General features: G+C 66.4%; 29 protein-coding genes. 12 read left to right on the top strand and 17 right to left on the bottom strand.

Annotated features, from left to right (window positions below; translation table 11 throughout):
• Positions 1 to 212 precede the first annotated feature (212 nt).
• Complete coding sequence (locus BN972_RS29595; RefSeq protein ID WP_036361125.1) at positions 213 to 1,118, top strand: NAD-dependent epimerase/dehydratase family protein; 906 nt, start codon at positions 213 to 215, stop codon at positions 1,116 to 1,118.
• Positions 1,119 to 1,130: 12 nt separating this feature from the next.
• On the opposite strand, the gene BN972_RS16875 is transcribed toward BN972_RS29595, so the two are convergent.
• The 3 genes from BN972_RS16875 to BN972_RS16865 are packed head-to-tail and all read right to left on the bottom strand — an operon-like array spanning position 1,131 to position 3,179.
• Positions 1,131 to 1,940 carry an alpha/beta fold hydrolase gene (locus BN972_RS16875; protein ID WP_051545538.1) on the bottom strand — a complete coding sequence of 270 codons (810 nt, stop codon included), beginning with the start codon at positions 1,938 to 1,940 and terminating at the stop codon, positions 1,131 to 1,133.
• Between the two features lie 41 nt (positions 1,941 to 1,981).
• Entirely contained in the window at positions 1,982 to 2,734 is a 753-nt protein-coding gene (locus tag BN972_RS16870) for an SDR family NAD(P)-dependent oxidoreductase (protein WP_167659578.1), read from the bottom strand.
• Positions 2,735 to 2,747: 13 nt separating this feature from the next.
• Complete coding sequence (locus BN972_RS16865; RefSeq protein ID WP_142277109.1) at positions 2,748 to 3,179, bottom strand: tautomerase family protein; 432 nt, start codon at positions 3,177 to 3,179, stop codon at positions 2,748 to 2,750.
• A 121-nt stretch (positions 3,180 to 3,300) separates the two neighbouring features.
• Between BN972_RS16865 and BN972_RS16860 the strand changes: the two genes are divergently transcribed.
• Both BN972_RS16860 and BN972_RS16855 read left to right on the top strand, forming a co-directional pair.
• Entirely contained in the window at positions 3,301 to 4,134 is an 834-nt protein-coding gene (locus BN972_RS16860; RefSeq protein WP_036360021.1) for a hypothetical protein, read from the top strand.
• Positions 4,131 to 4,859: a hypothetical protein gene (locus BN972_RS16855; RefSeq protein WP_036360020.1), complete on the top strand. Its 729-nt coding sequence runs from the start codon at positions 4,131 to 4,133 to the stop codon at positions 4,857 to 4,859. The genes BN972_RS16860 and BN972_RS16855 overlap by 4 nt, the downstream gene beginning before the upstream one ends.
• A gap of 62 nt (positions 4,860 to 4,921) precedes the next feature.
• Here BN972_RS16855 and BN972_RS16850 read toward each other — a convergent pair whose 3' ends face one another.
• The 3 genes from BN972_RS16850 to BN972_RS16840 all read right to left on the bottom strand — a co-directional run bounded on the left by BN972_RS16850 (position 4,922) and on the right by BN972_RS16840 (position 7,060).
• Complete coding sequence (locus BN972_RS16850; protein WP_036360018.1) at positions 4,922 to 5,191, bottom strand: hypothetical protein; 270 nt, start codon at positions 5,189 to 5,191, stop codon at positions 4,922 to 4,924.
• Between the two features lie 100 nt (positions 5,192 to 5,291).
• Positions 5,292 to 6,713 (bottom strand): amino acid permease, encoded by a 1,422-nt coding sequence (locus BN972_RS16845; RefSeq protein ID WP_036360017.1) that lies wholly within the window; start codon positions 6,711 to 6,713, stop codon positions 5,292 to 5,294.
• A gap of 74 nt (positions 6,714 to 6,787) precedes the next feature.
• Positions 6,788 to 7,060, bottom strand: coding sequence for an EF-Tu/IF-2/RF-3 family GTPase (locus tag BN972_RS16840; protein ID WP_036360015.1), 273 nt, complete (start codon positions 7,058 to 7,060; stop codon positions 6,788 to 6,790).
• A 22-nt stretch (positions 7,061 to 7,082) separates the two neighbouring features.
• Between BN972_RS16840 and BN972_RS16835 the strand changes: the two genes are divergently transcribed.
• Positions 7,083 to 7,451, top strand: a complete 369-nt coding sequence (locus tag BN972_RS16835) for a hypothetical protein (protein ID WP_036360013.1) — start codon at positions 7,083 to 7,085, stop codon at positions 7,449 to 7,451.
• A 56-nt stretch (positions 7,452 to 7,507) separates the two neighbouring features.
• Here the strand turns inward: BN972_RS16835 and BN972_RS16830 are convergent, their stop codons facing one another.
• Together BN972_RS16830 and BN972_RS16825 are read right to left on the bottom strand one after the other, a co-directional pair.
• Positions 7,508 to 8,743, bottom strand: coding sequence for a TetR/AcrR family transcriptional regulator (locus tag BN972_RS16830; RefSeq protein ID WP_036360011.1), 1,236 nt, complete (start codon positions 8,741 to 8,743; stop codon positions 7,508 to 7,510).
• A gap of 45 nt (positions 8,744 to 8,788) precedes the next feature.
• Positions 8,789 to 9,682 carry a haloalkane dehalogenase gene (locus tag BN972_RS16825; RefSeq protein ID WP_036360010.1) on the bottom strand — a complete coding sequence of 298 codons (894 nt, stop codon included), beginning with the start codon at positions 9,680 to 9,682 and terminating at the stop codon, positions 8,789 to 8,791.
• Between the two features lie 85 nt (positions 9,683 to 9,767).
• On the opposite strand from BN972_RS16825, the gene BN972_RS16820 reads away from it, so the two are divergent.
• On the top strand, positions 9,768 to 10,376 hold the full coding sequence (locus BN972_RS16820; protein ID WP_036360008.1) for a TetR/AcrR family transcriptional regulator: 609 nt from the start codon (positions 9,768 to 9,770) through the stop codon (positions 10,374 to 10,376).
• Here the strand turns inward: BN972_RS16820 and BN972_RS16815 are convergent.
• Complete coding sequence (locus tag BN972_RS16815) at positions 10,366 to 11,379, bottom strand: NADP-dependent oxidoreductase (protein WP_036360006.1); 1,014 nt, start codon at positions 11,377 to 11,379, stop codon at positions 10,366 to 10,368. The two genes, BN972_RS16820 and BN972_RS16815, sit on opposite strands and share 11 nt — an antisense overlap.
• A gap of 89 nt (positions 11,380 to 11,468) precedes the next feature.
• Here BN972_RS16815 and BN972_RS16810 point away from each other — a divergent pair, with 89 nt between their 5' ends.
• The 3 genes from BN972_RS16810 (at position 11,469) to BN972_RS16805 (ending at position 13,872) form a co-directional block, all read left to right on the top strand.
• Positions 11,469 to 12,317 (top strand): class I SAM-dependent methyltransferase, encoded by an 849-nt coding sequence (locus BN972_RS16810; protein ID WP_036360004.1) that lies wholly within the window; start codon positions 11,469 to 11,471, stop codon positions 12,315 to 12,317.
• 165 nt (positions 12,318 to 12,482) lie between these two features.
• Complete coding sequence (locus BN972_RS28345; protein ID WP_080696881.1) at positions 12,483 to 12,689, top strand: hypothetical protein; 207 nt, start codon at positions 12,483 to 12,485, stop codon at positions 12,687 to 12,689.
• Between the two features lie 133 nt (positions 12,690 to 12,822).
• Positions 12,823 to 13,872, top strand: coding sequence for a M48 family metallopeptidase (locus tag BN972_RS16805; protein WP_036360002.1), 1,050 nt, complete (start codon positions 12,823 to 12,825; stop codon positions 13,870 to 13,872).
• Positions 13,873 to 13,911: 39 nt separating this feature from the next.
• On the opposite strand, the gene BN972_RS16800 is transcribed toward BN972_RS16805, so the two are convergent.
• The 4 genes from BN972_RS16800 to BN972_RS16785 form a co-directional block, all read right to left on the bottom strand.
• The gene (locus BN972_RS16800) at positions 13,912 to 14,715 is read right to left on the bottom strand and encodes a glycoside hydrolase family 16 protein (RefSeq protein ID WP_036360000.1); all 804 of its coding nucleotides are present in this window, start codon (positions 14,713 to 14,715) and stop codon (positions 13,912 to 13,914) included.
• Positions 14,716 to 14,779: 64 nt separating this feature from the next.
• Positions 14,780 to 15,973 (bottom strand): PPE family protein, encoded by a 1,194-nt coding sequence (locus tag BN972_RS16795; RefSeq protein WP_036359998.1) that lies wholly within the window; start codon positions 15,971 to 15,973, stop codon positions 14,780 to 14,782.
• Positions 15,974 to 16,000: 27 nt separating this feature from the next.
• Positions 16,001 to 17,188, bottom strand: a complete 1,188-nt coding sequence (locus BN972_RS16790; RefSeq protein ID WP_036359996.1) for a PPE family protein — start codon at positions 17,186 to 17,188, stop codon at positions 16,001 to 16,003.
• A gap of 34 nt (positions 17,189 to 17,222) precedes the next feature.
• Entirely contained in the window at positions 17,223 to 17,522 is a 300-nt protein-coding gene (locus BN972_RS16785) for a PE family protein (RefSeq protein ID WP_036359995.1), read from the bottom strand.
• 742 nt (positions 17,523 to 18,264) lie between these two features.
• Here BN972_RS16785 and BN972_RS16780 point away from each other — a divergent pair.
• Positions 18,265 to 18,504, top strand: a complete 240-nt coding sequence (locus BN972_RS16780) for a hypothetical protein (RefSeq protein ID WP_051545661.1) — start codon at positions 18,265 to 18,267, stop codon at positions 18,502 to 18,504.
• On the opposite strand, the gene BN972_RS16775 is transcribed toward BN972_RS16780, so the two are convergent.
• Entirely contained in the window at positions 18,505 to 19,173 is a 669-nt protein-coding gene (locus BN972_RS16775; protein WP_051545533.1) for a cutinase family protein, read from the bottom strand.
• Between the two features lie 222 nt (positions 19,174 to 19,395).
• Between BN972_RS16775 and BN972_RS16770 the strand changes: the two genes are divergently transcribed.
• Entirely contained in the window at positions 19,396 to 19,986 is a 591-nt protein-coding gene (locus BN972_RS16770; protein ID WP_036361115.1) for a rhodanese-like domain-containing protein, read from the top strand.
• Here BN972_RS16770 and BN972_RS16765 read toward each other — a convergent pair.
• Both BN972_RS16765 and BN972_RS16760 read right to left on the bottom strand, forming a co-directional pair.
• Complete coding sequence (locus BN972_RS16765) at positions 19,983 to 21,353, bottom strand: MBL fold metallo-hydrolase (RefSeq protein ID WP_036359992.1); 1,371 nt, start codon at positions 21,351 to 21,353, stop codon at positions 19,983 to 19,985. The two genes, BN972_RS16770 and BN972_RS16765, sit on opposite strands and share 4 nt — an antisense overlap.
• A gap of 101 nt (positions 21,354 to 21,454) precedes the next feature.
• Positions 21,455 to 22,717, bottom strand: coding sequence for a L,D-transpeptidase (locus tag BN972_RS16760; protein WP_036359989.1), 1,263 nt, complete (start codon positions 22,715 to 22,717; stop codon positions 21,455 to 21,457).
• Positions 22,718 to 22,793: 76 nt separating this feature from the next.
• On the opposite strand from BN972_RS16760, the gene BN972_RS16755 reads away from it, so the two are divergent.
• Together BN972_RS16755 and BN972_RS16750 are read left to right on the top strand one after the other, a co-directional pair.
• A complete protein-coding gene (locus tag BN972_RS16755; RefSeq protein ID WP_036359986.1) occupies positions 22,794 to 23,621 on the top strand; it encodes a hypothetical protein in 828 nt (275 codons plus the stop codon).
• A 17-nt stretch (positions 23,622 to 23,638) separates the two neighbouring features.
• Positions 23,639 to 24,421, top strand: a complete 783-nt coding sequence (locus tag BN972_RS16750) for a DUF1906 domain-containing protein (RefSeq protein WP_036359983.1) — start codon at positions 23,639 to 23,641, stop codon at positions 24,419 to 24,421.
• Positions 24,422 to 24,571: 150 nt separating this feature from the next.
• Here BN972_RS16750 and katG read toward each other — a convergent pair whose 3' ends face one another.
• A complete protein-coding gene (gene katG, locus BN972_RS16745) occupies positions 24,572 to 26,809 on the bottom strand; it encodes a catalase/peroxidase HPI (protein WP_036359980.1) in 2,238 nt (745 codons plus the stop codon).
• Positions 26,810 to 26,813: the final 4 nt, after the last annotated feature.

Below are 26,813 nucleotides of genomic sequence, written 5' to 3'. Positions count from 1 at the left end.
GTAGCCGGCGGGACGGGCGGCGACGGCGGTCCACAAGGCACCCGCGGGTCCGGCGCACAGGCCGGTCTCGGCGCTGGCCCTGCCGGGTCCCACATCGGCAACCCGGGCCAAAACGGCGCCAGCGGGGCAGGATTCAACGGGATTCGGGGAGCCGACGGTATCGACGGCTGACCACCCGGTGGCAGCATGCGGTCGCCGCCTACGATCAGCGCATGCGCGACTCCAAGATCCTGATCACGGGCGTGACCGGCCAGGTCGCCACCCCGGTTGCCCTGGCCCTGGCTGCCGACAACGAAGTGTGGGGTATCGCCCGGTTCACCGACACCGCGGCCCGCAGCACCCTTGAGCAGTCCGGGGTGCGCTGCGCGGCGGTCAACCTGGCCGCCGGCGATTTCACCGGTCTGCCCGCCGACTTCGACTACGTGCTCAATCTGGCTGTGGCGAAAAGCGGGAAGTGGGACAAGGATCTGGCCGCCAACGCCGAATCGGTCGGGTTGCTGATGGCGCACTGCCGGGACGCGAAGGCTTTCCTGCACTGCTCGTCGGCGGCGGTCTACGACCCGCCCGATGACGCGCTGCGTGCCGAAAGCGCCGCGCTCGGGGACAACCACAAACCGCTGTTTCCCACCTACTCGATCTCCAAGATCGCCGGCGAGGCGGTGGCCCGCTCGACGGCGCGCGTACTGGGATTGCCAACCATTATCGCCCGATTGAACGTGCCCTACGGGGACAACGGCGGCTGGCCGTTCTACCACATGGAGATGATGCTCGGCGGCATCCCGATTCCGGTGCCCCCCGGCGGACCGGCCCGCTACAACCCCATCCACCAGGACGACATCATCGCCACCATCCCGAGACTGCTTGCGGCCGCGTCGGTTCCGGCGACAACGGTGAACTGGGCCGGCGACCAGATCGTCAGCATCCAGGAGTGGTGTGGCTATCTCGGCGCGCTGATCGGCCGCGAGCCGGTGTTCAGTGAAAGCGCCCAGGCGTTGCGCGGCAATCCCGTAGACGTCACCCGGCTGCACGAACTCATCGGTGGCGGCAGCACGGTGGACTGGCAGGACGGGTTGCGGCGGATGGCCGCGAAATATCACCCGGACCTGGTGAGCGCGTAGCTCACAGATAGTTCAGCAGCCGTTCGGCGAACACTTCGGGGTGCTCCCGGTGCATGAAGTGCCCCCCGGTACCTCTTCGACGGTGTACTCGCCGTCGAATACCCGCGCGGCGAACCGATAGTCGGCGGGCTCGGCGATCGGGTCATCGAGACCGGCGAAAACCACCGTGGGCACCGCGATGCGCGCCTTCAGCGACGCGGACGGCACCGGGGACAGTTTGCGGTAATACCCGAAGGCCGCGTTCAGACTGGCCGGGTCGGCGAAGCTGGCGCGCACGGCGTCGAACTCGCTGGGCTCGGGCGTCCAGGTAGGCGACCATCGGCGGTAGATCTGTGGCAATGCGGCGAAATCGTTGCGGGCAAATCGCTTTGGCGCACCGGGCAGCTTGTAGGCGGCGAAATGACGGACGCCCCAGATCTTTTTCAGCGTCGGCTTGAGCGCGGCGGGGTGGGGGATGCCGATCACGAACAGCTTCCGTACCCGCTCGGGCTGTAAACCCGCCGCGCCGTAGGCGGCCGAGGCTCCCCAGTCATGTCCAATGACAATGGCTTCCGTGGCGCCGAGCGCATCGATCAACGCCAACGGGTCGCGGGCGAGCGTCTCCTGGTCGGGGTCGCGGTCCGGAATCGCACTCGGATGGTATCCACGCATGAAAGGACTGACCGCTCGGTACCCCTTCGCGGCGATCCGCGGTCGCAGGTGATCCCACGAATGCGCGGTGTCGGGGAACCCATGCAGCATCAGCACCAGCGGCCCGGCGCCCTCCTCGAGATAGGCGAACCGCAGCCCGTTGGCGTCGACATATCTGATCTCATCGGCCATGACGGGGACGCTACGCCACTAGGGCGCGCATCGGGTTGGCATCACATCACCGCGCCGCCATTGACCCCGAGTACCTGGCCGGTGATGAAACTCGCCTCTGGCGAGCACAAGAAGCCGACCGCAGCCGCGATGTCATCGGCGGAGCCCATGCGGCCCACCGGAATTCGCTTCGCCAATTGATCGGGCGCGCCGAGTCTGCCTTCGGCCTGCCACTGCCGCGACATCGGCGTGTCGATACTGGACGGTGGGACGTTGTTGACCGTGATCCCGTGCGGCGCATACTCGCTGGCGAGCGATTTCGTCAGGGTGATGACCGCACCCTTGGCGGCCGCGTAGTGGGCCATGTTGGGCGAGCCCCGCTGGGCACTCGACGAGGAGACCATCACGATCCTGCCCCACCCCGCGGCGACCATGTCCGGCAGCGCGACCTGACAGCAATGGAAGGTCCCCGTCAGGTTGATGTCGATGATTTCGGCCCACGACTCGACGGTGATGTCGGCGAAGGGCGCAAACGCCGCCTTGCCCGCACTGGTCACCAGGACGGCAACCGGACCCAGCTCGGCGCGTACCGCGCCGAACGCGGCCTCGACGCCCGGGCGGTCCCGCACGTCGACCTCGATACCCGTTGCGGTGACACCGTTTTCACCCAGCTCTGCGGCGACCCGCCCGGCGGCGCCGCCGTCGATATCGAGCACCGCGACTCGGTGACCGCGGCGGCCGAGCTCATGACAGATGGCCTCGCCGATTCCCGACGCGCCACCGGTGACCACCGCCACCCGATCCTGCACCGACAACCTGGTACCCCCTTCAAGATTCGTCCGTCAGATCCTGCACGTGGCGGCGGTATACGACTCTGCCGGCGCCCGCCCAATTGCCTTCCGGCACCTCTTGGATCAATGTCCACACGTGGTATGCGCGCGGACCCACCGGGTCGATGTCCGCCGCCGCGCAGACCGCCGCATGCACATCGGCGGCCAGCTGCTCCTTACCCTCCGTCGACAATGCCGCGTCGAACGCCGTCACATCCACCCGGAACCGGGGTTCGCCGGGGTGCCGCCCCCCGACCAACTGCGCATCGGGGTCGGTCGGGTGCAGATAGACCACGGTGTTGTCCCGCAGGAACGGGGTGTCCGGCGCGCGCTCGGCGCGCAGCAGCGCCGTGACCAGTTCGTCGGCCAGCGTCCGTAGCGCGTCATCACGTATCGATCCGCGCACGTACGTCAGATCGATCATCGGCACTTGGCGAGCCTAACCGCTGTGTCGATCGGCTTTTCTGCGGCCGTGCCGCGATAGTGTTACGCCCGGCAAACCCCGGTGGCGATGCGGTGCCGCGCTGGCCGGCCCGCGGGGAGGAGAGCGGATGGCAGCCGCCGCCCCCACTGCCGCCGCGGCGCGCCGCGCACTCTGGCCGCGTCTGGTGGGCGGTGCCGCTCTTGTCGTCCTCGGTATGTGTGCGGCCGGCGTGTTGGTGACCGCGCCGCGCTCGACCACCGGCAGTCTGGCCACGCGCACCAACTGGGCGCTGGCGACCGCGCTGCCGGTGAGCACCGATTTCCCGCAGGATTGGGGTTATTCGTTGACCGGACGGTTGGAGCGCCCCGCGGCGGCACCCGTATCCAAGACCGTCTCCAAAGCGTCGGGTCCGCCAAGCCAGGGTCCGGTTGCCGCGCTGTATGCCCCGGACAGCTGCAGGGACATCCCCGCCGTTCTTGACCATGCCGGTTCCGCGTTGGCCGCGTTTGTACACGTGGACCGGTACGCCCAGTTGTTCGTCCAGGACGCTCCGCCGGCCGATGCCGCAGCTACCGGGGAGTCGCATGAGCACGGCCCCAACGCCCGCTTCGCGATCTGGGTCGTCGACGACGGTCCGGGGCAGATCGCCCAGTACTCGACCTGGCTGGACCGATGCGGCTCATACCAGGTCACAAATCACTTCCTGGACGGTGAGGTCAAGAACCGGCGAGAGGTGAGCACGTCGGTCGAGGCGCGTTCGACCGAGGGCGCCGACGCAGCGGTCGCGGTGACTCGCACGTTCAAACCGATCGCCGGGCGTGACCCGGCTTCGACTTACCACGTCGAGTACTACGCCGTGCGTGGCGTGCTGCTGGAGTGCACGATCTATCTGGAAGGCGACGAACTCGGCCGCGCCAAGCAGATCGCGGCACGCACGCTGCAAAGGTTGCGTGCGTTGTGAATTCGCGGACTCCCTGGCTGGTCACGGGTGCGCTGTGCGTCGTCGCGGCGGCGGCAGTGCTGATTTCGGTCCCGGCCGTGCTCAAATCCGAACGCCATCAGGATAATTCGAGTCAGGGCGCGCTGGCCCCGGACCTCGCCGCACTCAGCGATAAGCAGCTGGCCGACCTGCTGCCCAAGGAGAACGATTTCCCGGCCGCATGGACGGTCAGCGAAATCAAGCAACTCTCGGATACGTTCGGTTACTTCAGGTATCACGTCGACGACGAGGGCCTGGGCATCAACCCGGTGGAGTGCTTCTCGGTGCTGGGCGTGGCGTCCACCGGCGCCTTCGATGCGGCCGAGGTCTTTGGACATGATCGCGCCGATCCGCCGGAAGTTGCCGCCCGCAGGGACATTCGACTGATGATCGGCCGGGAGTTCGATCCGGCGGGGTTCGACGCATTCACTCATCAGGTGTCGCGTTGCCTGCAGTTCAGCAGTGCCGCCGCGGGCAGCTACACCGTTCGTATCCTCGAGGACACGCGCTCCGGCGGTGGGCCGCAACGGTTCCGCTATTCGGTCACCACCACGATCGGCACCGACCCGTCCGACGAGACACGTACCGACTACTACTCCTATGCGCGCGCCTCGGGATTGATCCTGACCGGCGCGGCCAGCACCGGTCATGAACAACCCTTCGACGCATTGTTCGACAGCACGCTGAGCCGGATCGCCAACCGCTGACACCGGCCTTCAAACGGGAAATGGTTCCGGACCCCAGGGTCCGGAACCATTTCGGCTACCGGTCAAAGGCGGTCCGACTCGGCGCCCTTGTAGTAGCGAGTCAGGAATCCGGTCGCGCCGATGGCCGCGGCGATGCCGACGACGGCGGTGAACACCAGGCTGAAGGCCACCGACCCGGCGAACCAGCCGAACGTCATGGCGATGTAGAGCATCCAGAGCAGCCGGAAGAAGGACAGACCGGCCAGCACGGCCAGGCTGATGCCGATCCACAGGCTGCGCTGCCGGTCGACACGGTTGATTTGCGCTTCGATGCCGGCGGGGACGATGTTCATGGGAGTGTCTTCCTCTCGTGGGGCGCCGCCTCGTTGGCGTCGTCGTTGCGCCAACTACACATCCGCCGCACGGCTACCGATCCCAATCCTTGGTGCCTTATCAATGTTGAGGCGGGCGGCTCATCTCGTCCTGGAACATCCGGTACCGCTCGGCGCGGCCGGGTCTGCGCCGAACGATCAACCAACCCGCAACCAGGAGCACAAACCACGCCGGGAACCACATCATCCCGACGGCCGTATCCGGCTGGGTGGACAGTGTCCAGATCACAAATGCGAAGAACGCCAGGATTGCCCAGCACATCGCGACACCCCCAGGCATCTTGTAGATCGATTCGGTGTGCCGCGCGGCATACCGCCGGCGATAGACCAGGTAACTGATCACGATCATCGTCCAAATGAACATGAACAGCAGCGAGGCGACGGTGGTAACCACGGTGAAGACATCCATCACCGAGCCGCCGAGGTAGAGCAGCGGGATCGAGACCAGCAACAGCGGGGCGGTCAACAGTACTGCGGATGCCGGCACCCCGCCGCGATTGAGCCGGCTGAACAACGACGGCGCGCTACCTTCGTCAGCAAGGCCGAAAAGCATTCGCCCAGTGGAGAATACGCCGGAATTGGCCGAGGAAGCCGCCGATGTGATCACGACGAAGTTCACGATCGACGCCGCGGCGCCGAGGCCGGCCAGGGCGAACATGGTCACGAACGGCGACTCACCACTGGCGACCTTCCGCCACGGCACCACCGCCAGAATCGCCAGCAGGGCACCGATATAGAAAATTGCGATGCGCATCGGAACGGCGTTGATCGCGCGGGGAAGAGTACGTCGGGGATTCGCTGTTTCGGCCGCGGCGGTGCCGACGAGTTCCACGCCGACGAAGGCGAAGAACGCGATCTGGAAGCCGCCGACCAGTCCCATGACTCCGGTTGCGAAGAATCCGCCGTCTGTCCAGAGGTTTCCGATTGTGGCGAGGTCCCCAGTGGGGGAGACGAACCCGGTGGTCACCAGGACCACTCCGACCACGATCAGTCCGAGGATTGCGATGATCTTGATCAAGGCGAACCAGAACTCGATCTCCCCGAAGTGGCGGACGCTGAACAGGTTGATGAGCACCACCAGCGAGACGGTGGCCAACGCCGGCAGCCACAACGCAAGGTCGGGCCACCAAAACCGCGAATAGCCCACGATCGCAACGATTTCACCGATGCCGGTGACCACCCAGGCAAACCAGTAGGACCACCCGACGAAGAATCCCGCGGCCGGCCCCAGCAGGTCGGCGGCGAAGTCGACGAAGGACTTGTAGTTGAGGTTGGACAGCAGCAGTTCGCCCATCGCGCGCAGCACGAAGAACACAAAGAATCCGATCACGGCGTAGACCACGACGACCGCAGGGCCCGCCTGGGTGATCGTGCGTCCCGACCCCATGAACAAGCCGGTGCCGATCGCACCGCCGATCGCGATCAGCTGTATCTGGCGGTTGGACAGCGCCCTGCGCAGGTGGGAGACGCCGCCGGTCAACATGGGACGACAATAGAGGTCGCGGCGGGCAATTCAACCGCTTTGCCGAACCTTGCCCAGCAAGCCTTTTCTCCCGACTAGGCCAGGAAGGCACCACCCGTCGAGGTGATGATGTCCCCGGCGGCCAGGTCGTCCTTCTTAAGTTTCGACAACAGGATCCCGATGTTGTCGCCGGTGGTCGCGGTGTCCACCTTCTTCCGGAATTGCTCGATGGCGTCGACCCGCACCGTCGGCCCGTCGTTGATGCGCACCTGATCACCGACGCGCAGTTCTCCGTATTCCACTCGGCCGGTGGCTACCGCACCGCGGCCGCGGATGACGAACACGTCTTGCACGGTCATGCGAAACATGCGCCAACGCTACTCTGAGCCCGTGGGCTGGTTCGAAAGGGCAAGGAAGGCCAGCGCGGGCCGGCGAGTCACCCGGGCCGATCAGCGGGCGGCGCTGGAATCACTGGCAGAACTGCACGCCCTGAACGGCGACCGGGAGCGTCTGATGCGGGACGGCATCGAGGGCGTCGCCACCATCGCCGCGATCCGGCCGAACGTGGCAACCACCGCACTGGGCCATTGGCACGAGCTGGTGCTGGATGTGCGGCTGCCCGACCGAGACGAATACCGGGCCACGCGACGCATCGCACTCGAACTGTCTACGGCGCCGCACATCTCGGCGGGCGCCGAAGTGCCCGTCCGCGTCGACCCGCGGGATTCGTCGAAGGTCCTGGTGTTGGCGGATCTGTAGCCCGGTGGGCGCGAGCAGACCTAAAACCCCGCACACGCTCGCCGTGTCGCGGGCTTTTACGCCTGCTCGCCAGTCATGGCCCTGCCCAGCAGGGTGATCTCCATCAGCCGTCGCAGCACGGCATACGCACTCTGGTCCGCGGCCGGGCCGGATAACCGGCCGATATCCACGGCGAGGGCGAAGGCCGCGTGCACGGCGTACCGGGCCCGGCCCATGGTTAGCTCCGGCCGGGCGGCCACGGCGAGCCGGGCCCAGGATTCAACGGTGGAGCGCTGGATGTTGTACAGCATCACGGCGTCGGCTTCCGGAAGATTGTGCCGCTCGGTGAAATACACATGAGCAAGTTCGGGGTTGGTCAGCGACCGCGCGACGTAGGCGTCGATGAGCCCCGTCAACGCCGCCTCGGGATCGCTGTTGAGGGCCAGCACGGTGGAGAGGTCACCGGACTGCTGATCCGCTGCCCGGCGGTAGGCGACACCCAGGATGTCCGCCTTGCCCGGGAAGTACTGATAGATGCCGGCCACCGGAATGCCGACGGCGGTAGCAATGTCCTCCATGCTGGTCTCGCGGTAGCCGCGCTCGTGAAACAGCCGCATCGACTCGTGCAGCAGTAGTTCGTAACTCCCCGCGGATTTCGTCATCGACTGTGCCCGTTGCGGTTTGACTTCGCCGACGGGTGCGGTAGGGAGCTCGGCGAACAGCAGAGCGGTGGTGATGTCGGTCAATGTGGCGCGAATCTCGCCGGTGGCAAGGCGAGAGCGATGATCGGTGATGCTGCCGATCACGCTCAGCGTCGCCGCCGACAGTGTCCAGCGCTGGCGTGAGGTCAGCTCCGGCCGAATCGCCATCAGCGGCCGCTGCAGGCGCCGGTTGACCACTTTGATCTGGTCTCCCAGCGCTTGCTGGTCATCGCCGTGGAGATAGCGGCCTTCCCAGCGGTACAAGCCGCCGGCAGTGCGGTTGACGATCGTGATGTCGATCAGGGCGCGGATCAGTGCCCGCAGTGTCTGTTCAGGGTCCGCGTCGGCGGGCAACCCGTCGACGAATGCCGTGGCGTCCACCAGATTTTGTCCGAGCGCCAGCACGGCATCCCGAAACAGTTCGTACTTGCCTTGGGAGTGCCGGTACAGCGCCGCCGCCGAGATCCCAACGCGCGCCGCGATGTTTTCCATGCTGACCGCGTGGTAGCCGAGCTCGCTGAACGCATCGGCCGCGGCCCGCGCAATCTGGGCCTTGCGGTCCTTCGGGCGCCGCTTCACCTGATCCGTGGGCGGGCGGCTGGCCGAGGGCATAAAGATCACCGTAGCGGCGCGACGACCGCAGGAAATTCTGGCCCGCTAGGCGAGCCGGGCGAGTAGCTCGGCGGCGAGTTGTTCGCCCCGGTCCTCTTGCAGGAAGTGCGCCGCACCCTCGATCCGCACCTGCTGGCCCGCGGTCGGGATCAGCTCGCAGAACAGCTCGCCAGACTTCGGGTAGGGGAATACCGGGTCGCTGTCCGAAAAGGCAATCAGTGCAGGCTTATTCCAGCGCGAGAGCTGATCGGTGATCTCGAGCATCCGGGCGGCGCCGGGTGCGTCCTCGGCGATCGGGACCAGCAACGGGAACTGGGCGGCGCCGGCCTTCGATTCCGGGATGGGGAACGGCGCGTCATAGGCGGCGACGATCTCGTCGGGCAGCTCGGTGGTGGTCGCGCTCTGAATGACAAAACCCACCGGCAGGTCCGGGTTCTTCTCCGCGAAGTTGCGCCAGGCCATGAAACCCTTGGACACCCGACCGGTGAACAGGCCCGTGTTCATCACCATCAAGGCGCCGACGTGAGGCTCGTGCTCGACCGCCCAGCGCAGCCCGATCGGACCACCCCAGTCCTGGACGACGACGGTGGCATTCTTCAGCTCGAGAGCACCGAGCACCTTGGCGACGAACTCGCTGTGCCGGTCGAAGCTGTACCACCGCCGGTCGGTGGGTTTGTCGGACCGTCCAAAACCCGCGTAGTCGGGGACTATGACCCGGCGCCCGGCGGCGACCAAGGGCGGCAACATCTTCCGGTAGAGGTAGGCCCAGGACGGCTCGCCATGGAAACACACGACCGGTGAGCCATCCCTTGGGCCTTCGTCCAGGTAGTGCATTCGCAGGCCGTCGACCTCGAGATAGTGCGGCGTGAAGTCGTATCCGGGGAGGTTTTCGAATCGCGCATCGGGAGTGCGGAACACCTCGGGGGCGGGGGAACTCATAGCGGGCGATCTCCTTCGACGTGGTGGCCCGCGCCAAAGTATCCGACTTTTGACTGACCAGTCAACTATTCGATACCATGCGCGCGTGCCACGCACTTCGGACGCCCGCGATCGCATCGTGTCGAACGCTGCCCGCCTGTTCCTCGAACGCAGCTACCACGCCGTCGGGGTGGAAGAACTCTGCGCGGCCGCCGATGTTCGGAAAGGCAGCTTCTACCACTACTTCCCATCGAAAGCCGACCTGGCGAAAGCCGTCATCGATCTGCATCTGCAGCTGTTCGCGGCCCGGCTGGCCGGTCAGCCGGGGGATACGCCGGCCGAAACCCTGTCCTCGATCCCATCCGCGATCGGCGGGATTCAGGCAGCCCTACACGCCCAGTTCGGACGATTCGTGGGCTGCCCGTTCGGCAACCTCGCCGCCGAACTGTCCACCACCGACGAAGCTGTCCGCAGCCACCTCGCCGACCGACTGGCGGACCTGCAGGGCCGGCTCGCCGCGATCTGCCGTGACGCCGCGGCGGCGGGGATGCTGCGCGCAGACGTCGACCCGGACCGGCTGGCCCACGCCCTGTTCGCGCACTACCAGGGGCTTATCCTGCTCGCCAAGCTGCACGGCTCAAGCGTTTCCGAGTTGGAACCGGCCCTGCGAAATTTTCTCGACGCGTATCTGGCTGAGCCGGCCGCTAACCGTTGATCTTGACCATCAGTTTGCCGACGTTCTTGCCGTCGAACAGCATGTTGATCGCGGTTGGCAGCTGCTCGAAACCTTCGACCACCGTTTCCAGCGGTGTCAGCTTGCCCGCGGAGATCAGAGCGGCGATCTCGCTAACCGCTTCCTGTGTGCGGCCGAGGTGGTCCAGCACGATGAAACCCTGCAGCGTCGCACGCTGGACGAGCAGGTTGCCGAAGGCCCGCGGCCCCGGCGGCGGCTCCGCGTCGTTGTAGCCAGAGATCAAGCCGCACAGCGCAACTCGCGCATTGATGTTCAACCGGGCGAAGATCGCATCCATGATGTCACCGCCGACGTTCTCGAAGTCGACGTCGATGCCGTCCGGGGTCGCCGCCGCCAACTGTGCAGCCCAGTCCGCAGCCTTGTGGTCGACGGCCGCGTCGAAGCCGAGTTGTTCGGTCAGCAGCGCACACTTCTCGGGGCCGCCGGCGATCCCGACGACGCGCGCACCGTCGGCCTTGGCGAGCTGTCCGGCCACCGAACCCACCGCGCCAGCGGCGGCCGAGACCACCACCGTCTCACCGGGTTTGGGCTTGCCGATGTCGCGGATACCGATCCACGCGGTCAACCCCGTCATCCCAAGCGCACCCATGTAGGCACTCGGCGACACGCCCTCGGCGACTTCGACCGGCATCACCATTGTCGACGCCGAGGCGACCATGTACTCCTGCCAGCCAAGCAGGCCCTGCACGACCTGGCCCACCGGAAGGTTCGGGTTCTTGGACGCGATGACCTCGCCGATCCCGCCACCGCGCATCACCTCGCCGATGCCCACCGGCGGCAGATACGAAGGAATGTCGTTGATCCAAGCCCGATTGGTCGGGTCGAGCGAGATCCAGTCGACGCGGACCAGTGCCTCGCCGTCGCCGATATCGGTTATCGGCTGCTCGTCGAGTTCGAAAGTATTGGGCCCGATGCGCCCGGTGGGACGTTCGCGGAGCAGGAAACGACGGTTTCGGTCGGCCATGAGCGAACCGTACCGGACTCACAACTTGGGAAACTGCGCCCGCGAACGATCGGGGCTCGTTGTCACCGCCGGCTGCTATAACCCAACGTATGCCAGGCAGTGACCACGTCATCACCCACGTTTCCGATACCGCCCGTTGGACCGCTTTGCACCGGGCCACCGAGTCGGCTCGGCCGGATGCGTTGTTCGAGGATCCGCTCGCCGAACGGCTAGCGGGCCCACAGGGCCGGGCCATCGTCGCCCACGTTCCGCGGTCAACACGGGACGGCTGGTGGCTGGTCGCACGCACCAAGATCATCGACGACGCGATTCTTCGTGCGATCGGCGACGGCTGCGACCGGGTGCTGAACCTGGCCGCCGGCCTGGACACCCGCCCCTACCGATTGCCCCTGCCGGCCGAATTCCCGTGGGTAGAAGCCGATCTGCCGCCGTTGCTGGCCGAAAAGACGCAGTTGCTCGCCGACGAGACGCCGCGGTGCCGGCTAACCCGCGCCGCCGTCGACCTGGCCGATGCGGACGCCCGCGATGCGTTCCTGCAAGAAGCGCTCGCGGGGGCCACCCGGGCGCTGGTGCTGACCGAGGGGCTGTTGATGTATCTGGAGGAACCGGACGTGGCCGCGCTTTCGGCGGCCATCAAACGACCGGAGGTGGGGTGGTGGATGCTCGATTTCGCCGGCCCGGGCCTGAAAAGAATGATGAACAAGAAGATGGCCGGGCTGCTGCAGAATGCGCCATTCCGGTTCGCCCCCGACAACGGGTTGGCCTATTTCGAAGGCCTTGGGTGGCACGTCGTCGAAGCCGAATCGCTGCTGGGCGCGGCGCGCCGGTTCGGTCGTCTACCAGTGCCGATGCGCGCAGCGGCACTGCTTCCCCAGCCGGATCCGCGCCATCCCGGCCCCCGCAGGCCTTGGAGCGCGGTCGCCCTGCTGACTCCCTAGACCCGTCCGCATATCGGACCCCGATCGTCGTGCGATAACGAATTCACGGCAAATTCTCATCTTGGGACACGGTTAGGTCTCAGCTTTGCTGGGCATCCTGGCGAACAGAGCTTAAGAACCACAGGTTGTGGCTTTCGGTGGTAAATCGGAGAGGAGTTGACAATCGTGGCGAATTCTTCTGAGGCGAAGGTAATTTATCTGCAGTCCCATCCTCGCTGGGCCGCAGCTCAGCGCCGCGAACGCCAACTTCAGGAAGCGATGCGCCGGCACCCCGCGCATATCGGTAGGCAACGCGCCGCCGCGGCCGGTGGCACCCTGCACACCCGGGACCGTGCCTTCGGCCTGTACTCGGCCGGCGACGCACCCGCCTAGCGTTTTCGCACGGTAGCCGGTTTAACCACCGGCGGTTAACCGATTGCCCGACGCACGACTGTCCTCGGTATTTGCTGCATTTTTGCGGCTGGCTACCCCCTTATCCTGAGAGCGACCAATGAGGGGAGCGGCCATGTCCAACCCGCCAGCCACGACGCGCGCGGTTTTTCCCGACATCAGTTCCCGGGCATGGGAGCACCCCGCAGACCGGACCGCGCTGTCCGCGCTACGCCGGCTCAAGGGATTCGACCAGATCCTGAAGCTGCTGTCGGGGATGCTGCGGGAACGCCAACACCGGCTGCTTTACCTGGCCAGCGCCGCGCGGGTGGGCCCGCGCCAGTTCGCAGACGTGGACACGCTGCTGCAGGAGTGCGCCGACGTGCTGGACGCACCGGAGAAGCCGGAGCTTTTCGTCATCCAGTCCCCGGAGGCCAACGCATACACCATCGGGATAGACCAGCCGTTCATCGTGCTCACGTCCGGGCTGTACGACCTGATGACACACGACGAGTTGCGGTTCGTGGTTGGCCATGAACTCGGGCATGCGCTGTCCGGGCACGCCGTCTACCGCACCATGATGATGCATTTGATGCGGCTGGCGCGGTCGTTCGGATTCATGCCGGTCGGAGGCTGGGCGCTGCGGGCGATCGTCGCGGCCCTGCTGGAATGGCAACGGAAGTCGGAGTTATCCGGGGACCGCGCCGGGCTGCTGTGCAGCCAGGACTTGGACACCGCGGTCCGGGTGGAGATGAAACTTGCCGGCGGCAACCGGCTGGACAAACTGGACTCGCAGGCCTTCCTGGCCCAGGCCCGGGAGTACGAACGGTCCGGCGACATGCGCGACGGCGTGCTCAAACTGCTAAACCTGGAACTGCAGACCCACCCCTTCTCGGTCCTGCGCGCTGCCGCCCTGACCCAGTGGGTAGACACCGGCGGGTACGCCAAAGTGCTGTCCGGCGACTACCCGCGTCGCGCCGATGACGACAAGGCATCATTCGCCGACGACCTGGGCGAGGCGGCTCGTCACTACAAGGACGGCTTCGACCAATCCGACGACCCGCTGATCAAGGGGATTCGCGACGGCCTGGGCGGCCTGGTCGACGGCGTCGGGCGCGCGGCCACCACCGCGGCGGATTCGCTGGGCCGCAGAATCAACGAGTGGCGGCAGAAGCCGGAGGAGTGACGTCGACGGGTTCGGTGACCAAGGCGTCCGGAGGGCTAGTTACCAGACGCGGACATAGTCGACGAGCATCTGCGCGGGGTAGGTGCCCGGTCCGGGATCACCGCCGCCCGAACCCGCCACAGCGAGATTCAGAATCGGGAAGAGCCGGTAGCCGGGGTTGTTGAACGGCCAGTCCGCCAGCGAATTCGCCGGGACGGTGAAGTACGGCGCGGCCCCGTCGGTGTAGTCCTGCCAGAACCGCATGCCGGCGTCGTCCCACTGGACTCGCCACGTGTGCCAGGCACTGTCGAGGGCGAGGTTGTGGGTTTTCCATTCGGAGCCGTTGGCTTTGGCGTGCACGGTCGTCGCGGCGGGCCACTTGCCGTTGCCGTACCACTCGAGGATGTCGATTTCACCTTGCGCGTCACTGGACAACCACCACGCGGGCCAGCAGCCGGCTGTCAGGCAGTCCAATTTGATGCGGGCTTCCCAGGTGTGGCCGATGTCGCCTTCCCACGAGCTGAAAATCTTGCCGCCGTAGTAGGTGTTGCCGTCTTTCGCCGCGCGGATGACGAGATTGGAGTTTCCGTCCACAAACACGTTCTGCCGGTCGTCGCGGTACTGGCCGACGTGCTCGGGCAGCTCCCAGTAGGTGGGGTCCTTGATCGTTTCGCGGGCCTTGGACACCGTCCACTTGGCGGGATCGGGCGCAGAGCCGGCCGGCCCGTCGAACTCGTCGTGGAAGATGTATGGTCCCGATGCGCCGCTGGGCGCCGCGGACGCCTTTGGTGCGGGGGCCAGGGCGGCGGCACCTGTCATCAGGCCCGCCAGTTTGAGCATGCGGCGTCGATCCATTTCGGGCATTAGCAAGCGACCATAGCAGTCACACCAGACGCGTTGAAAATTCGCTGATCCGCACCGCTTGCCGTCAGCCGGCCGCCGGCGGCCGTGTCATAAAGGTCAGCCGGTGTCCATATGCCGGGGTCTTGCGTCCGTTGCCGGCGTTGATGAACTGCCCGAACGGCGGGGCCACGGGGGTATTGCCGACGACGGCTCCTTCCGCCGCGGCGGGGATGGCGGTGCCGTTGCTGATCGCCGTCGCCCCGGTACCGGTTGCCGCGTTCACCGAGCTGGTCCAGCTCGCGGGCACTGACAATCCGCTGAGCGGTACCGCCCTGCCGAGTCCCGCGGTGACGCTGCCGATCTTGGTGCCGAGGGTGCCCGCCGCAGTTCCCGCGGCTTGGGCCGCGCCCTGCGCCGCACCTTCGGCCGCCTTGAGCGCGTTGTTCATGAACGTTGTCATAGCGATCGAGCCGCTGCTGGCCTGGCCGAAGGCCTGCCCGGACTGGAACACCGCCGTGATCGCCGACACATACGGCGAGAGGTATTTGCTGTACAGCGGCACTATGTCGTCCAGCGGCGTGTTGGCCATCAGCCACTGGTCGATCGCCGGGCCATTGATCGGCGAGGAGAGTGTTTGTAGGACGTCCGCCACCCGCGGGTTTACCTGACCGGCGATATTCATGATGTTGCTGATGCCGTTGTTGTATTGCGACTTCAACACGGCGATCGCCTGGTCGATCAACGCGTAGGGATCTGCGACGTCCGTTGGCTCGGGCAATTCCACCAGTTCGGCCGCGGCCGCGGAGTTGCCCGCGTAGGTGTACATGGCCGTGGCGTCCTGCGCCCAGAATTCGGCGTAGAGGGCTTCGGTGGCCGCGATCGCCGGGGTGTTCTGCCCGAGGAAGTTGGTCGCGACCAACACCGCCAGCAGCGCGCGGTTGGCCTCGATCACCGGCGGCGGGATCGTTGCCGCAAACGCCGCCTCGTAGGCGGCCGCGGCGGCGAACGCCTGGCTTGCCGTCTGCTCGGCCTCGAGCGCGCTGTCGTCGAGCCAGGTGATGAACGGCGTCACCGCCGCAAGCAGCGACGCCGACGACGGCCCCAGCCAGGGGCCGCTGGTCAGTTCGGTGATCACCGACCGGTGGCCCGCCGCGGCGGACTGCAGGTCGGTCGCGAGTGCACTCCAGGCCGCCGCGGCAGCTAGCAACGGACCCGACCCGGGACCGGCGTACATGCGCCCGGAATTGATCTCAGGCGGCAACAAGCCGTAGTCAACCATTAGCTTTTTGTCCCCCAGAGCCGGCCGTTAGCCGGCGGCCGGCGGCTTCGCCATGACCGAAGGCTTGAAGCCATAGGTCGGTTGGTTGCGGCCGTAACCACCGTTGACGAACTGGCCGAACGGCGGGGCCATCGGGAAGCTGTTGCCTTCCGCGCCGGTCGAGATCGCCGAGACGAGGCCGGGGTTGGTGGTGGCCTGCCACGGAACCCAGTTCGCCGGCACCGACAGGCCCCCGATAGGAGTTGCCTTACCCAGACCCGCGGCCACGGCGCCGACCTTGGACGCCACCCCGGCCGCCGCCGAACCGGCGGCCTGAGCGGCGGCGCCGGCGGCCGACGCCGCACCCTCGGCCGCCTTACCCGCCGCCGCGGCTGCAGGCTTCGCGAAGTTGGCCATGGCGGTGAGACCGTTGCTGACCTGACCGAACGACTGCGTCGACTGGATCATCGCCGCCAGCGAGTTCACGTACGGGGACAGGTACTTGCTGTACAGCGAGACGATGTCATCCAAGGGAGTGTTGGCAGCCAGGAACTGGTCGATGGCCGCGCCGTTGATCGGCGCAGACAGCGTCTTCAGCACGTCGCCGACCCGTGGCGTGATTTGCGACGTCACGTTGTTGACGTTGGTGTAGACGCTGTTGACCTGAGCCTTGAAGACCGCGATGGCCTGGTCGGCGACGCCCATCGGGTCGGCGACTTCGGCCGGGGCGGGCAGCTCGGACAACTGGGCGGCCGACGCCGACCGGCCGGCGTAGGTGTACATCGCCCCCGAGTCCTGAGCCCAGAATTCGGCGTACTGCGCCTCGAGCTGCGCGATCGCCGCACTGTTCTGGCCCAGCAGATTAGTGGTGATCAACTCCTGCAACTGGGCACGGTTGGCCGCGATCAGGGGCGGCGGCACGCTTGCCGCAAAGGCCGCCTCATAGGCGGCCACGGCCGCGCTCGCCTGGCTTGCCGCCTCACCGGCCTGCTCGGCGCTGGTCTCCAGCCAGGTGATGAAGGGGCTCACGCTCGCCAGCAATTTCCCCGCCGCCGGCCCGAGCCACGGTCCACTGGTCAACGCGGTGATCACCGATCGATGCCCGGCCGCCGCGGCTTGCAGATCAGCCGCCAGCCCACTCCAGGCGGTAGCGGCCGCGAGCAGCGAACCTGCCCCCGGACCGGCGTAGATCCGCCCGGAGTTGATCTCGGGCGGCAGCAAGCCGTAATCAACCATCGCTATTTATCCCCTAAGTCCGGTGTTTGTGCGCTCAGTGAGCAGCAGCGGCGTTGGCGGCTTCGGTCTCCGCATACGAACCCGCGCTGGTCGCCAGCGTGGCCGTGAGAGCCGCCTGGATCTGGGCCGCACGCGCGTGCAGTTCTTGGAACCGCGCGGCGTGGGTGGCGAACTGTACGGCCGTCAGAATCGACACCTCGTCGGCAGCGGCGGGAACGACGCCCGTCGTGGGCCCGGCGGCTGCCGCGTTACCCACGTTCAAGGCGGCGCCCAAGGACCGCAGGTTGCTGGCGGCCGCGGCCAGGTGCTCTGGATAAGTGCGGACGAAAGACATAAAGTTCCTCCATCGGGGCTGTGGGGACGGTCGCTCGGCTCAATACACGTCTATGTGCTGCCGTTGTCTAAGGACGGTATTGACAGAGCGTCCGCCGGTTCAACGCACTCGATTCTCCGGAATGGACCCTGATCTTGATGTTTCCTCAACATTCATGTTGATTTTTAGTCACACCTACTTCATAGAAATCGCGCAGCCTCCCCGCAGTTCTTCGGCGGATAATCTGCGGCTCCGAGCTGGACGCTCCGACCCGCGTGTCGAGTGCGGGCCTGTCGATCTTCCGAGGCACCCCGGACCCGCATCCAGACCAGGGCTGGCATCTAAACCCGTTGCAGCGGCGGCTATTTCGCGCGGCAGGGGGTGACGCCTGACCCCCACCGATGGGGCCGCCTGGGTCGCCTCGGTGCCGGGATCGGCGCCGCGTTTTGCGCGCACGGCGAAAATCGGTCACCGGAAACCGGTGATAGGCGGCACCGGCGAACTCACCAAAATGCCGCCGCGGCCGCCCCATAGCACAGCGAAGTGAATCGATGAAGATAAATCCACACGCTGACCATATGAAATTCCACTGCAACAGTTCGGCGCAGCGTGAACTTAATTACCCGCTGGGCGTTCCCGGAATTCCATCCGTGACACCGTATTCTTCACGATGATTTTATTTCCGGCAGTCGGGGGGCCCACGGTGGCCGAGGCGTGGCTGGCATGTGACCCGGTTGCGACGCCGGGCGGGGACGCTGAACTCATGACGGTGCTGATCGTTGGCTGCGCGCTGGGGATGGCTTTGTGCATCGGTTACCAGTGGGGCCGTCGCACCGCCGGCAGACCAATGACCTGGAAGCAACGAACGAGCCGAATAGCCGTCGGCCGCCTTGTGGTGCAGCTGGCCGGGCTGGTGATGGCCCGTCGCATTCACCGCATGATGATGGTGCGCGGCGCGCTGCCAGCGATCGGCTGGACCGCGCTGCTTTCCAGGATCAGGTAGTTACAGCTTGCCGGCGACAAAGTCGGCGGCCTGGTTGGCCATCCCGGCGTCGACATATGCGCTCGCCAGGTGCTGCGGCCAGTTCTCTTTCCAGGTGTTCGGGTCGGCTGGGTTGCACACCGGGTCGGCGCCGTGACAGAGCTCGATGGTGCGATCGTTGTAGACAGGACTGAAATTGGTGATCGGCCCCACCCACTGGAATCCGTTGCCGAACAGAGCAACCGCTGCGATGTGTTGATCGGTGCCCTCCGGCAGCGGGCTGTCGAATCCGAAGGCGGACATGGGCACCGCCAACACCACGTCGGTCACCGCCGCACCGAGTGAGTAGCCACCCAGCACCAGACGAGTGTTCGGGCAGCTGTTCGCCATGTATTGGACGTGGCGGCTCATGTCGTTGGCGCCGATATCTACTTCGGTGTCGGCGGGGTACTTCACGGCGTAGGTGCCCATGCTGCGCCCGCCGATCTTGGAACGCAGCGAGCTGATGAAGGCGTTGCCGAGCGTGCCCGGACCGGCAGACTCGAAACGGCCACGAGCAAACACGACCTCGACATCGGGACAAGCAGCCGACGCCGTTGCCGGGGCACCGGGCGTGCCAGGAGGCAAGACCACGCAGGCGAGTAACAGCGCGGCCGCCGGCACAGCGGCGGCGAAACCGCGAACGAGCATTTTCCGGGCACCGAGAAGAAGCACAGCAAGATGTTAGCGACTCCCGCGCGGCCATAACGCGGCTTAACAACAAAGTTTCACCGGCGCAGGATCGCTGGGTACGGGTTAAAAGTCGCAGCGATTTGAACCGATACCCAGGAACGCCCGGCCGGGTATGCGAATCAGGACAGTTCACCGGATGTGCGGCGCGCACCGGCGACCGAGTTTTCGAGGGAGAACGACATGAACACACCGGCTGGGGCCACGATCAGCCCGGCGGAACTCGACAAGCTGCTCGACTCGTCCAGCCCGCCACGGGTACTGGACGTGCGAACGCCCGCCGAGTACGAGACGGCGCATATCGCCGGGTCCCACAACGTGCCCCTCGACGTGCTGCGGGCGCGTCGATCCGAAATCGCCGAGCAGCTCAAACAAGAGGAAGTGGTGCTGGTCTGCAAGTCGGGTCAGCGCGCGGCGAAAGCCGGCGAGTTACTGCGCGGCGCCGGTGTGCCGTCCGGCCGTGTCCTGGAAAACGGGATAACGGGGTGGCAGGAGGAGGGTCGGGCGGTCGACCGGGGCAGGCAACGTTGGGAACTCGAGCGGCAGGTGCGACTGGTCGCCGGCTCCATCGTGCTGTCGTCGGTACTGGGCAGCGTCGCGCTGCCGAAGCTGAAGTGGCTTGCGGCCGCTATCGGCGGCGGATTGACGTTCGCGGCCGTCACCGACACGTGCGCAATGGCCAGCGCCCTGTCCAAGCTGCCCTACAACCGGGGCGCGGATGCCGACGCCGACACCGTCGTGGCCAAACTCGGCGGCGGGACGTCGGTGGCCTAGCCGGCGGACTTCCGGCCGGCCTCGGTCAACCCGAGTTCCTCTGCGGCGCCGAACTTGTCGTCGACCAGAACGGCGGTACGGCCGTACTTGTCCAGGATCGAGGCCGCCACCGAGGCCCGGTATCCGCTCGCACAGTGCACCCAGATCTCCGCGTCGGGAAGTTCATCGAGGCGCCGCGTCAATTCGTGCACCGGGATGTTGATCGCCTTGCGGACGTGACCGTCCCCGAATTCGTCCTCCCGGCGGACATCCAGCACGGCGACGTCGTCGCGACGGATCTCGGTGACCAGCGCACCGAAGTCGGCCACCCGATAGGCACGCAATTCCGATCCGTCGGCCAGCTGCTGGATGTCTCCGGTTGCAGCGCCGCGCACATCGTCAACCCCGATTCGCACCAGTTCCCTTCGCGCCGTGGCAATCTGGTCGGCGTCGTCCCCGATCAGGGTCAATGGCTCGCCCCACGCGTACAGCCAACCCAGATAGGTGATGAACGAATCCGAGAGCTCGAACCCGTAGGAACCGCCGAGGTGGCCCGCGGCGAAAGCGGTCCGGGAGCGCAAATCGACCACCCATTCACCGGTCTCGATGCGCCGGCGCAATTCGGCGGGATCGACCGGCGCGGGCTCCGACAGGTCGACCGCCTCGGGCCCGTTGCGGTTGATGACCCCCATGTGTTCGTAGTAGGCGGGATAGTCCGACAGCCCGGCGAGCAATTCCTCGACGAAGGTTTCTTCATCCTTGGTCAGCGCCGGGTTGGTCCGGCGTTGCTCGCCGACGGTCGACGAGTCGCGGCCCGCGGTATCGGCCGAGCAGAAACTGCCGAAGCCGTGGGTGGGGTAAACCGCGGCGTCGGCGGGAAGCTCGGAAGCCAGCCGGCGCACCGACCGGTACTGGTCGACGGTGAGTTCGTGGGCGTGCTCGGCGCCGAGCAAATCGGTGCGCCCCGTGGTATCGAAAAGCATTGAGCCGCCGGTGAATACACCCACCGTCTCACCCGAGGCCGCGGTGAGAACATAGCTCACGTGCTCTCGGGTGTGGCCGGGCGTGTGAACCACCCGCAGGCTGAAATCACCGGCCTCGATGACGTCGCCGTCACCCACCCGGCGGGCCGGGTAGCCGAGCTGTTCGTCGCCCGCGGGCACCACATACTCGGCGCCGGTCGCTCGGGAGAGCTCCAGCCCACCCGTCACATAGTCGTTGTGCAGGTGTGTCTCGAGCACGTGAGTGATGCGCTCAGCACGGTCGCCGAGCAGCCGGGTGATCCGGTCGATGTCACGCTGGGGGTCGATCACCACCACCGCGACGTCGCTGGCCACCACGTAGCTTCGATCGCCCAGACTCGAGGTTTCGATGACGTCGACTTCCATACGACCGGACATACCCCCCGCGGCGGCCGTCATCCGAGCGCATCCCGGCCAACCGCCGGCGACCTGCACAGACTTGACTTCTCGGCGATTTCAACCGCGCGCTATTGCGCCTGCAGCGCGCTGCCCTTACGCCACTGCTCCCAGCTCAAAGTCCAGTCGCCGTTCTGCTCGGTCTTCAGCGGGGGGCCACCGCTGTTGCGGACCTCGACAACGTCGCCGGGCACCGAGAAGTCGTAGAACCATTTGGCGTTCTCGCCGTTGAGGTTCAGGCAACCGTGCGAGGTGTCGGTATGGCCCTGCGCCCACACGGTCGAGTCGAGCTGGTGCAGATAGATGCCGTCGATGCTGATCCGGGTGGCGTAATTGATGGTTTCGCGATACCCGAGCCGGGAGTTCTTGGGCAGCCCGAAGGTCGATGAGTCCATCACCACCGGGTTCGCCTTGTCCAGCACGGTGTAGACGCCCGGCGGGGTCCAGAAGGACAGGGTCCGGCCGCCGACCGTCTCGGTCCCGCCCATACCCATGGACGTCGGCATGGTGCGAACCAGTTTTCCGTTGTCGAAGACACTGATCAGCTTGGTGGCGTCGTCGGCGATGGAGACGTGCGCGTCGCCGATCCGGAAGGACACCCGGCTGTCCTCCTGGCCGAACAGGCCGTCGCCCACCGGGATTCCGTAGATCTTGGCCTCGGCCGTGACGGTGGTGCCGGGCGCGTAGTACCGTTCCGGCCGCCAATGGGCATGTTGGTCGTCGACCCAGAACCAGGAGCCCTGCACCGGGGGGTTGGTGGTCACCGTCAACCGCCGTTCGGCCGCGGCGCGGTCGGCGATGGGCTCATCGAAATGCGCGACGATGACCGTTCCGACACCATAGGTGCCGCCCTCGCGCAGGGCCGCCTCCGACGTCGTGGTGAACGCGACCTTGGTCTGGTTCGACGGCCGCACCGTCGAGAACGACGAAACCTGGGTGTTCTGTTCACCATTCGGTCCGCGGCTGGTGATGGTCAGTGTGTAGGTCTTCGCGTAGCCCAGTGCGGTGACGGGTTTCCAGACGGTGTTGTCCGGGGTCATCACGCCGTCGACCGGTTTGCCCGCGTCGTTGACCATGCGAACCTCGGTGAGGCTTCCCGTCTCGGCCTTCACCTCGACCTGGGTGACGGGCTGAACGTCATGCGCGTCGGCGCCTGGGGTCACGACGACGCGGGCAGGCCCCGTTGCGATCGTCAAAGCGCCCGAGCAGCGGCCGTCCGGGCACCGCCAGTGCGACACCAGCTGGACAGCGCCGATTACGCCGACCACGCCGAGCACGACGAGCAGGCACAGCAGCAGCTGGCGGCGCCGGCCATGGACTGGATTGGTTTTCATCACCGCGTTAGGTAGCCCTTGACTTCCGCTTCGAAACAGTTGCGTTACTCACCCGGCCGGGGGACATCATGGCGGTATGGCCGACGACGAGCTCGACACCCTGTACTGGGCGCCACCCAACGAGTTCACCGCCGAGCGCACGAAGTTGGCGAAAACGGCCAAGGGTCGCGGGGACGCGGCAGCGGCCAAAGAGATCTCGGCCGCCCGCCGTCCCACCACGGCGGCGTGGGTGGTCAACCGGCTGGTGATAGGGCAGCGGGAGGCCAAGTCGCGCCTGGCTGAGCTCGGCGACAGCCTGCGGGCGGCGCATGCCGCGATGGACGGCGTGCAGATCCGGGACCTGTCGGCCCGACAACACGCCCTGATCAACGAACTCACCAGGGCCGCCTTCGACGCTGCCGAGCTGAGGAACCCCTCGGCGGCGGTCCGTGACGACGTGGCCGGCACACTGCAAGCCGCAATTGCCGACCCGGACGTCGCGGCGCGGCTGGGCCGGCTCACCAAGGCCGAACAGTGGTCCGGATTCGGTGATTTCGGCGACGTGACGGCCGTTTCCAAGCCGGCCCGCAATGATCGGCCGCCGGCACCGCCGAAACCTAAACCGAAAGCGGCTGGGGCACCTCAACGCGACAAAGATGCCGAGGCAGCCCGCCGGCAACGGGAGAAACTGACCGCTGCGGTGGCCGCCGCCGAGGGCGCCGAAGCCAAGGCCGACCGGGTGCTGTCCGAACGGCGGGCCGCGGTCGAGGCTGCCGAGCAGCGCCGTGACGACGCGCTGAAGAGTTTGCGGACGGCCGAGCGCGAGTTGAGCGCGGCCGAGGACCGCTACCGGGCCGCGCAGGACGCCAGCGAGGCTGCCGCCGAAGCGGCAGCGGAGGCCAGGGCTCGGTTGCGGCGGGGGTGACGCGTTACCATCGCGCGATGCACGACTCGGCACCCAAGCGCGCCCCCGGCTCTGTTTCCCGACGCGACGTTTTCCGCTACGCACTGGCCCCGGCATTGCTCGGTGCCGCGCCGCTGGCCGCGGCGCTGAATCCACCGCCGGCCTCGGCGGCGGCGACCCGTCTCATCGACTTCGCCGAGCGCAGGATCGCCCCGGAGGAGATCAAGGCCGCCGGCTACGACGGGGTGGTGAACTACGTGTCCGAGCCGCGGCCCGGCTCCAATTTCGAGGCGAAACCCATCACCCGCCAGTACGCCGACTCGCTTCGGGCAGCCGGCCTGCAAATCGTCAGCAACTTCCAGTACGGCAAACCGGGCTGGCCAGACCCGTCGGATTACACCCGCGGCTACGACGGCGGCGTGGCGGACGCGAAAACCGCGCTGAACTTGCACAACGCCGCGGGCGGCACGCCGTCGGCGCCGATCTTTTTCAGCGTCGACGACAACATCGACCGCAACACCTGGAATGACATTGCGGTGCAATGGTTCCGCGGCATCAACTCGGTCTTGGGGGTGGGTCGCACCGGCATCTACGGGAGTGCCGCGGTATGCGGTTGGGCGATTGGGGACGGCGTGGTTGGCAACTCCACCACCCCGGGTCATCGCTGGGCATGGCAGACCAGGGCATGGTCGAACGGCCAGCGCGAGCCCGCCGCGGTGTTGTATCAGGGCGTGCTTGACGGCCCCGTGCTGGGCGGGATACACGTCGATGTCGACGACGTCCTGGCCGCCGACTTCGGGCAGTGGGACCTCAACCGCTGAACCCACTCCCGGGGAATTCGGGACGTTCGGGGAAGTTTCGGGAAATTCGGGGAGATTCGGGGAGATTCGGGGAGATTTCGGGGAGATTCGGGGAGATAAGGAACACCCCGCGAGCGCATGGCCCGCGGGGTGTCGCCTTACCTCAGTGCCTTATCTCAGGTCGAACCGGTCGTTGTTCATCACCTTGACCCAGGCCGCCACGAAGTCCTCGACGAACTTGCCGTGGTTGTCGTCCTGCGCGTACACCTCGACCAGTCCGCGCAGCACCGAGTTCGAGCCGAACACCAGGTCATTCGCTGTCGCGGTCCACTTGGGCGCACCCGTTGACCGATCCACGCCCTCGTAGACGTTCTCCGCTGTCTCCGACGCCTTCCATTCCGTGCCCATGTCGAGCAAGTTGACGAAGAAGTCAGTGGTCAGCGCGCCCGGCCGGTCGGTGAACACGCCGTGCTTGGAGCCGCCGTGGTTGGCGCCCAGCACCCGCAGACCGCCGATCAACACCGTCAGCTCCGGTGCCGTCACACCCAGGAAGTACGCCCGCTCCAGCAGCAGTTGCTCGAGCGGGGCCTTCTCGCCGGGCCGCACGTAGCTACGGAACCCGTCCGCCTGCGGCTCGAGCACCGCGAACGACTCCACGTCGGTGCTTTCCTGGGTGGCGTCGGTGCGGCCAGGAGCGAAGTGCACCGAGATCTCGTAGCCGGCATCCTTGGCGGCCTTCTCGACCGCCGCGGACCCGGCCAGCACGATGACGTCGGCCAGCGAGATCTTCTTACCGCCGGATGCCGACGAGTTGAAGTCCTGCTGGATCCGCTCCAGGACGGGCAGCACCTTGTCCAGCTCGGACGGCTCGTTGACCTCCCAATTGCGTTGCGGCTCCAAGCGGATGCGTGCGCCGTTGGCGCCACCGCGCTTGTCGGTGTTGCGGTAGCTGGCCGCCGACGCCCATGCCGTCTTGACCAGCTGAGGCACCGAGAGACCGGACTCGAGCACCTTCGCCTTCAGCGCCGCGACGTCTTGCTCGTCGACCAGTTCGTGGTCCACGGCCGGTACCGGGTCCTGCCACAGCTGCGGTTCGGGAATCCACGGACCGAGGTAGCGCGAGATCGGTCCCATGTCGCGGTGCAACAGCTTGTACCACGCCTTGGCGAAGGCCTCGGACAGCTCATCGGGATTCTTCAACCACCGGCTGGTGATCTCCCGGTAGATCGGGTCTTCACGCATAGAAATGTCGGTGACGAGCATCGTCGGGTTGCGCCCAGGGCCGCCGAACGGGTCGGGAATGGTCCCAGCGCCGGCGCCGTCCTTCGCGGTGAACTGCCATGCCCCGGCGGGACTCTTGGTCAACTCCCACTCGTAGCCGTACAGCGTCTCGAGGAAGCTGTTGTCCCACTTGGTCGGCGTCGGCGTCCACACCACCTCTAGCCCGCTGGTGATGGCGTCCTTGCCCACCCCGCTGCCGTAAGCGCTCTTCCAGCCCAAGCCCTGCTGCTCGATCGGGGCGGCCTCGGGTTCGGGTCCCACCAGTTCGGCATCGCCGGCGCCGTGCGTCTTGCCGAAACTGTGACCGCCGACGATCAAGGCGGCGGTCTCCTCGTCGTTCATGGCCATCCGGCCGAACGTCTCGCGGATGTCGTGCGCGGCGGCGACTGGATCCGGTTTACCTTCCGGGCCTTCGGGATTGACATAGATGAGGCCCATCGTGGTGGCACCGTACGGTTGCGCCAGCTCGCGCTTGCCCGAGTAGCGCTTGTCGGTGCCCAGCCATTCGTCCTCTTCTCCGAAGAGGATGTCTTCCGGCTCCCAGACATCGGGCCGGCCGAAGGCGAACCCGAATGTCTTGAAGCCCATCGACTCCAGGGCCACATTGCCGGCGAAGACCAACAAGTCCGCCCAAGAGATCTTGTTCCCGTACTTCTTCTTGATCGGCCACAGCAGCCGGCGCGCCTTATCCAGGCTGGCATTGTCCGGCCAGCTGTTCAGCGGCGCGAACCGCTGCAGGCCCTGGCCGCCGCCCCCGCGTCCGTCGTATATGCGATAGGTGCCGGCCGCGTGCCAGCTCATTCTGATGAACAGACCGCCATAGTGGCCATAGTCGGCCGGCCACCAGTCTTGCGAGGTGGTCATCAACGTCACCAGGTCCGCCTTGAGCGCCTCGGGGTCGAGCTTGGCGAACTCCGCGGCGTAGTCGAAGTCATCGCCGAGCGGGTTGCCCTGCGGCGAGTGCGGGTGCAGCTTCGACACATCGACCTGGTTGGGCCACCAGTCCTGAATGGTGCGCGGCGTGTCCGACGCCGGCTTGGGCGACGGGATCCCCGGGTTTTCGCTCTCGCTGGTGCTGGCCGAGTGGTCGGGGTGGGGTGGGCGGCTATCGGATGTATCGGATGACACTGCA

The sequence above is a fragment of the Mycobacterium asiaticum DSM 44297 genome (assembly GCF_000613245.1).
Taxonomy (GTDB): domain Bacteria; phylum Actinomycetota; class Actinomycetes; order Mycobacteriales; family Mycobacteriaceae; genus Mycobacterium; species Mycobacterium asiaticum.
The sequence above is the reverse complement of the archived record's forward strand: the minus strand, read 5'-3'. Positions and strand labels throughout refer to the sequence as shown.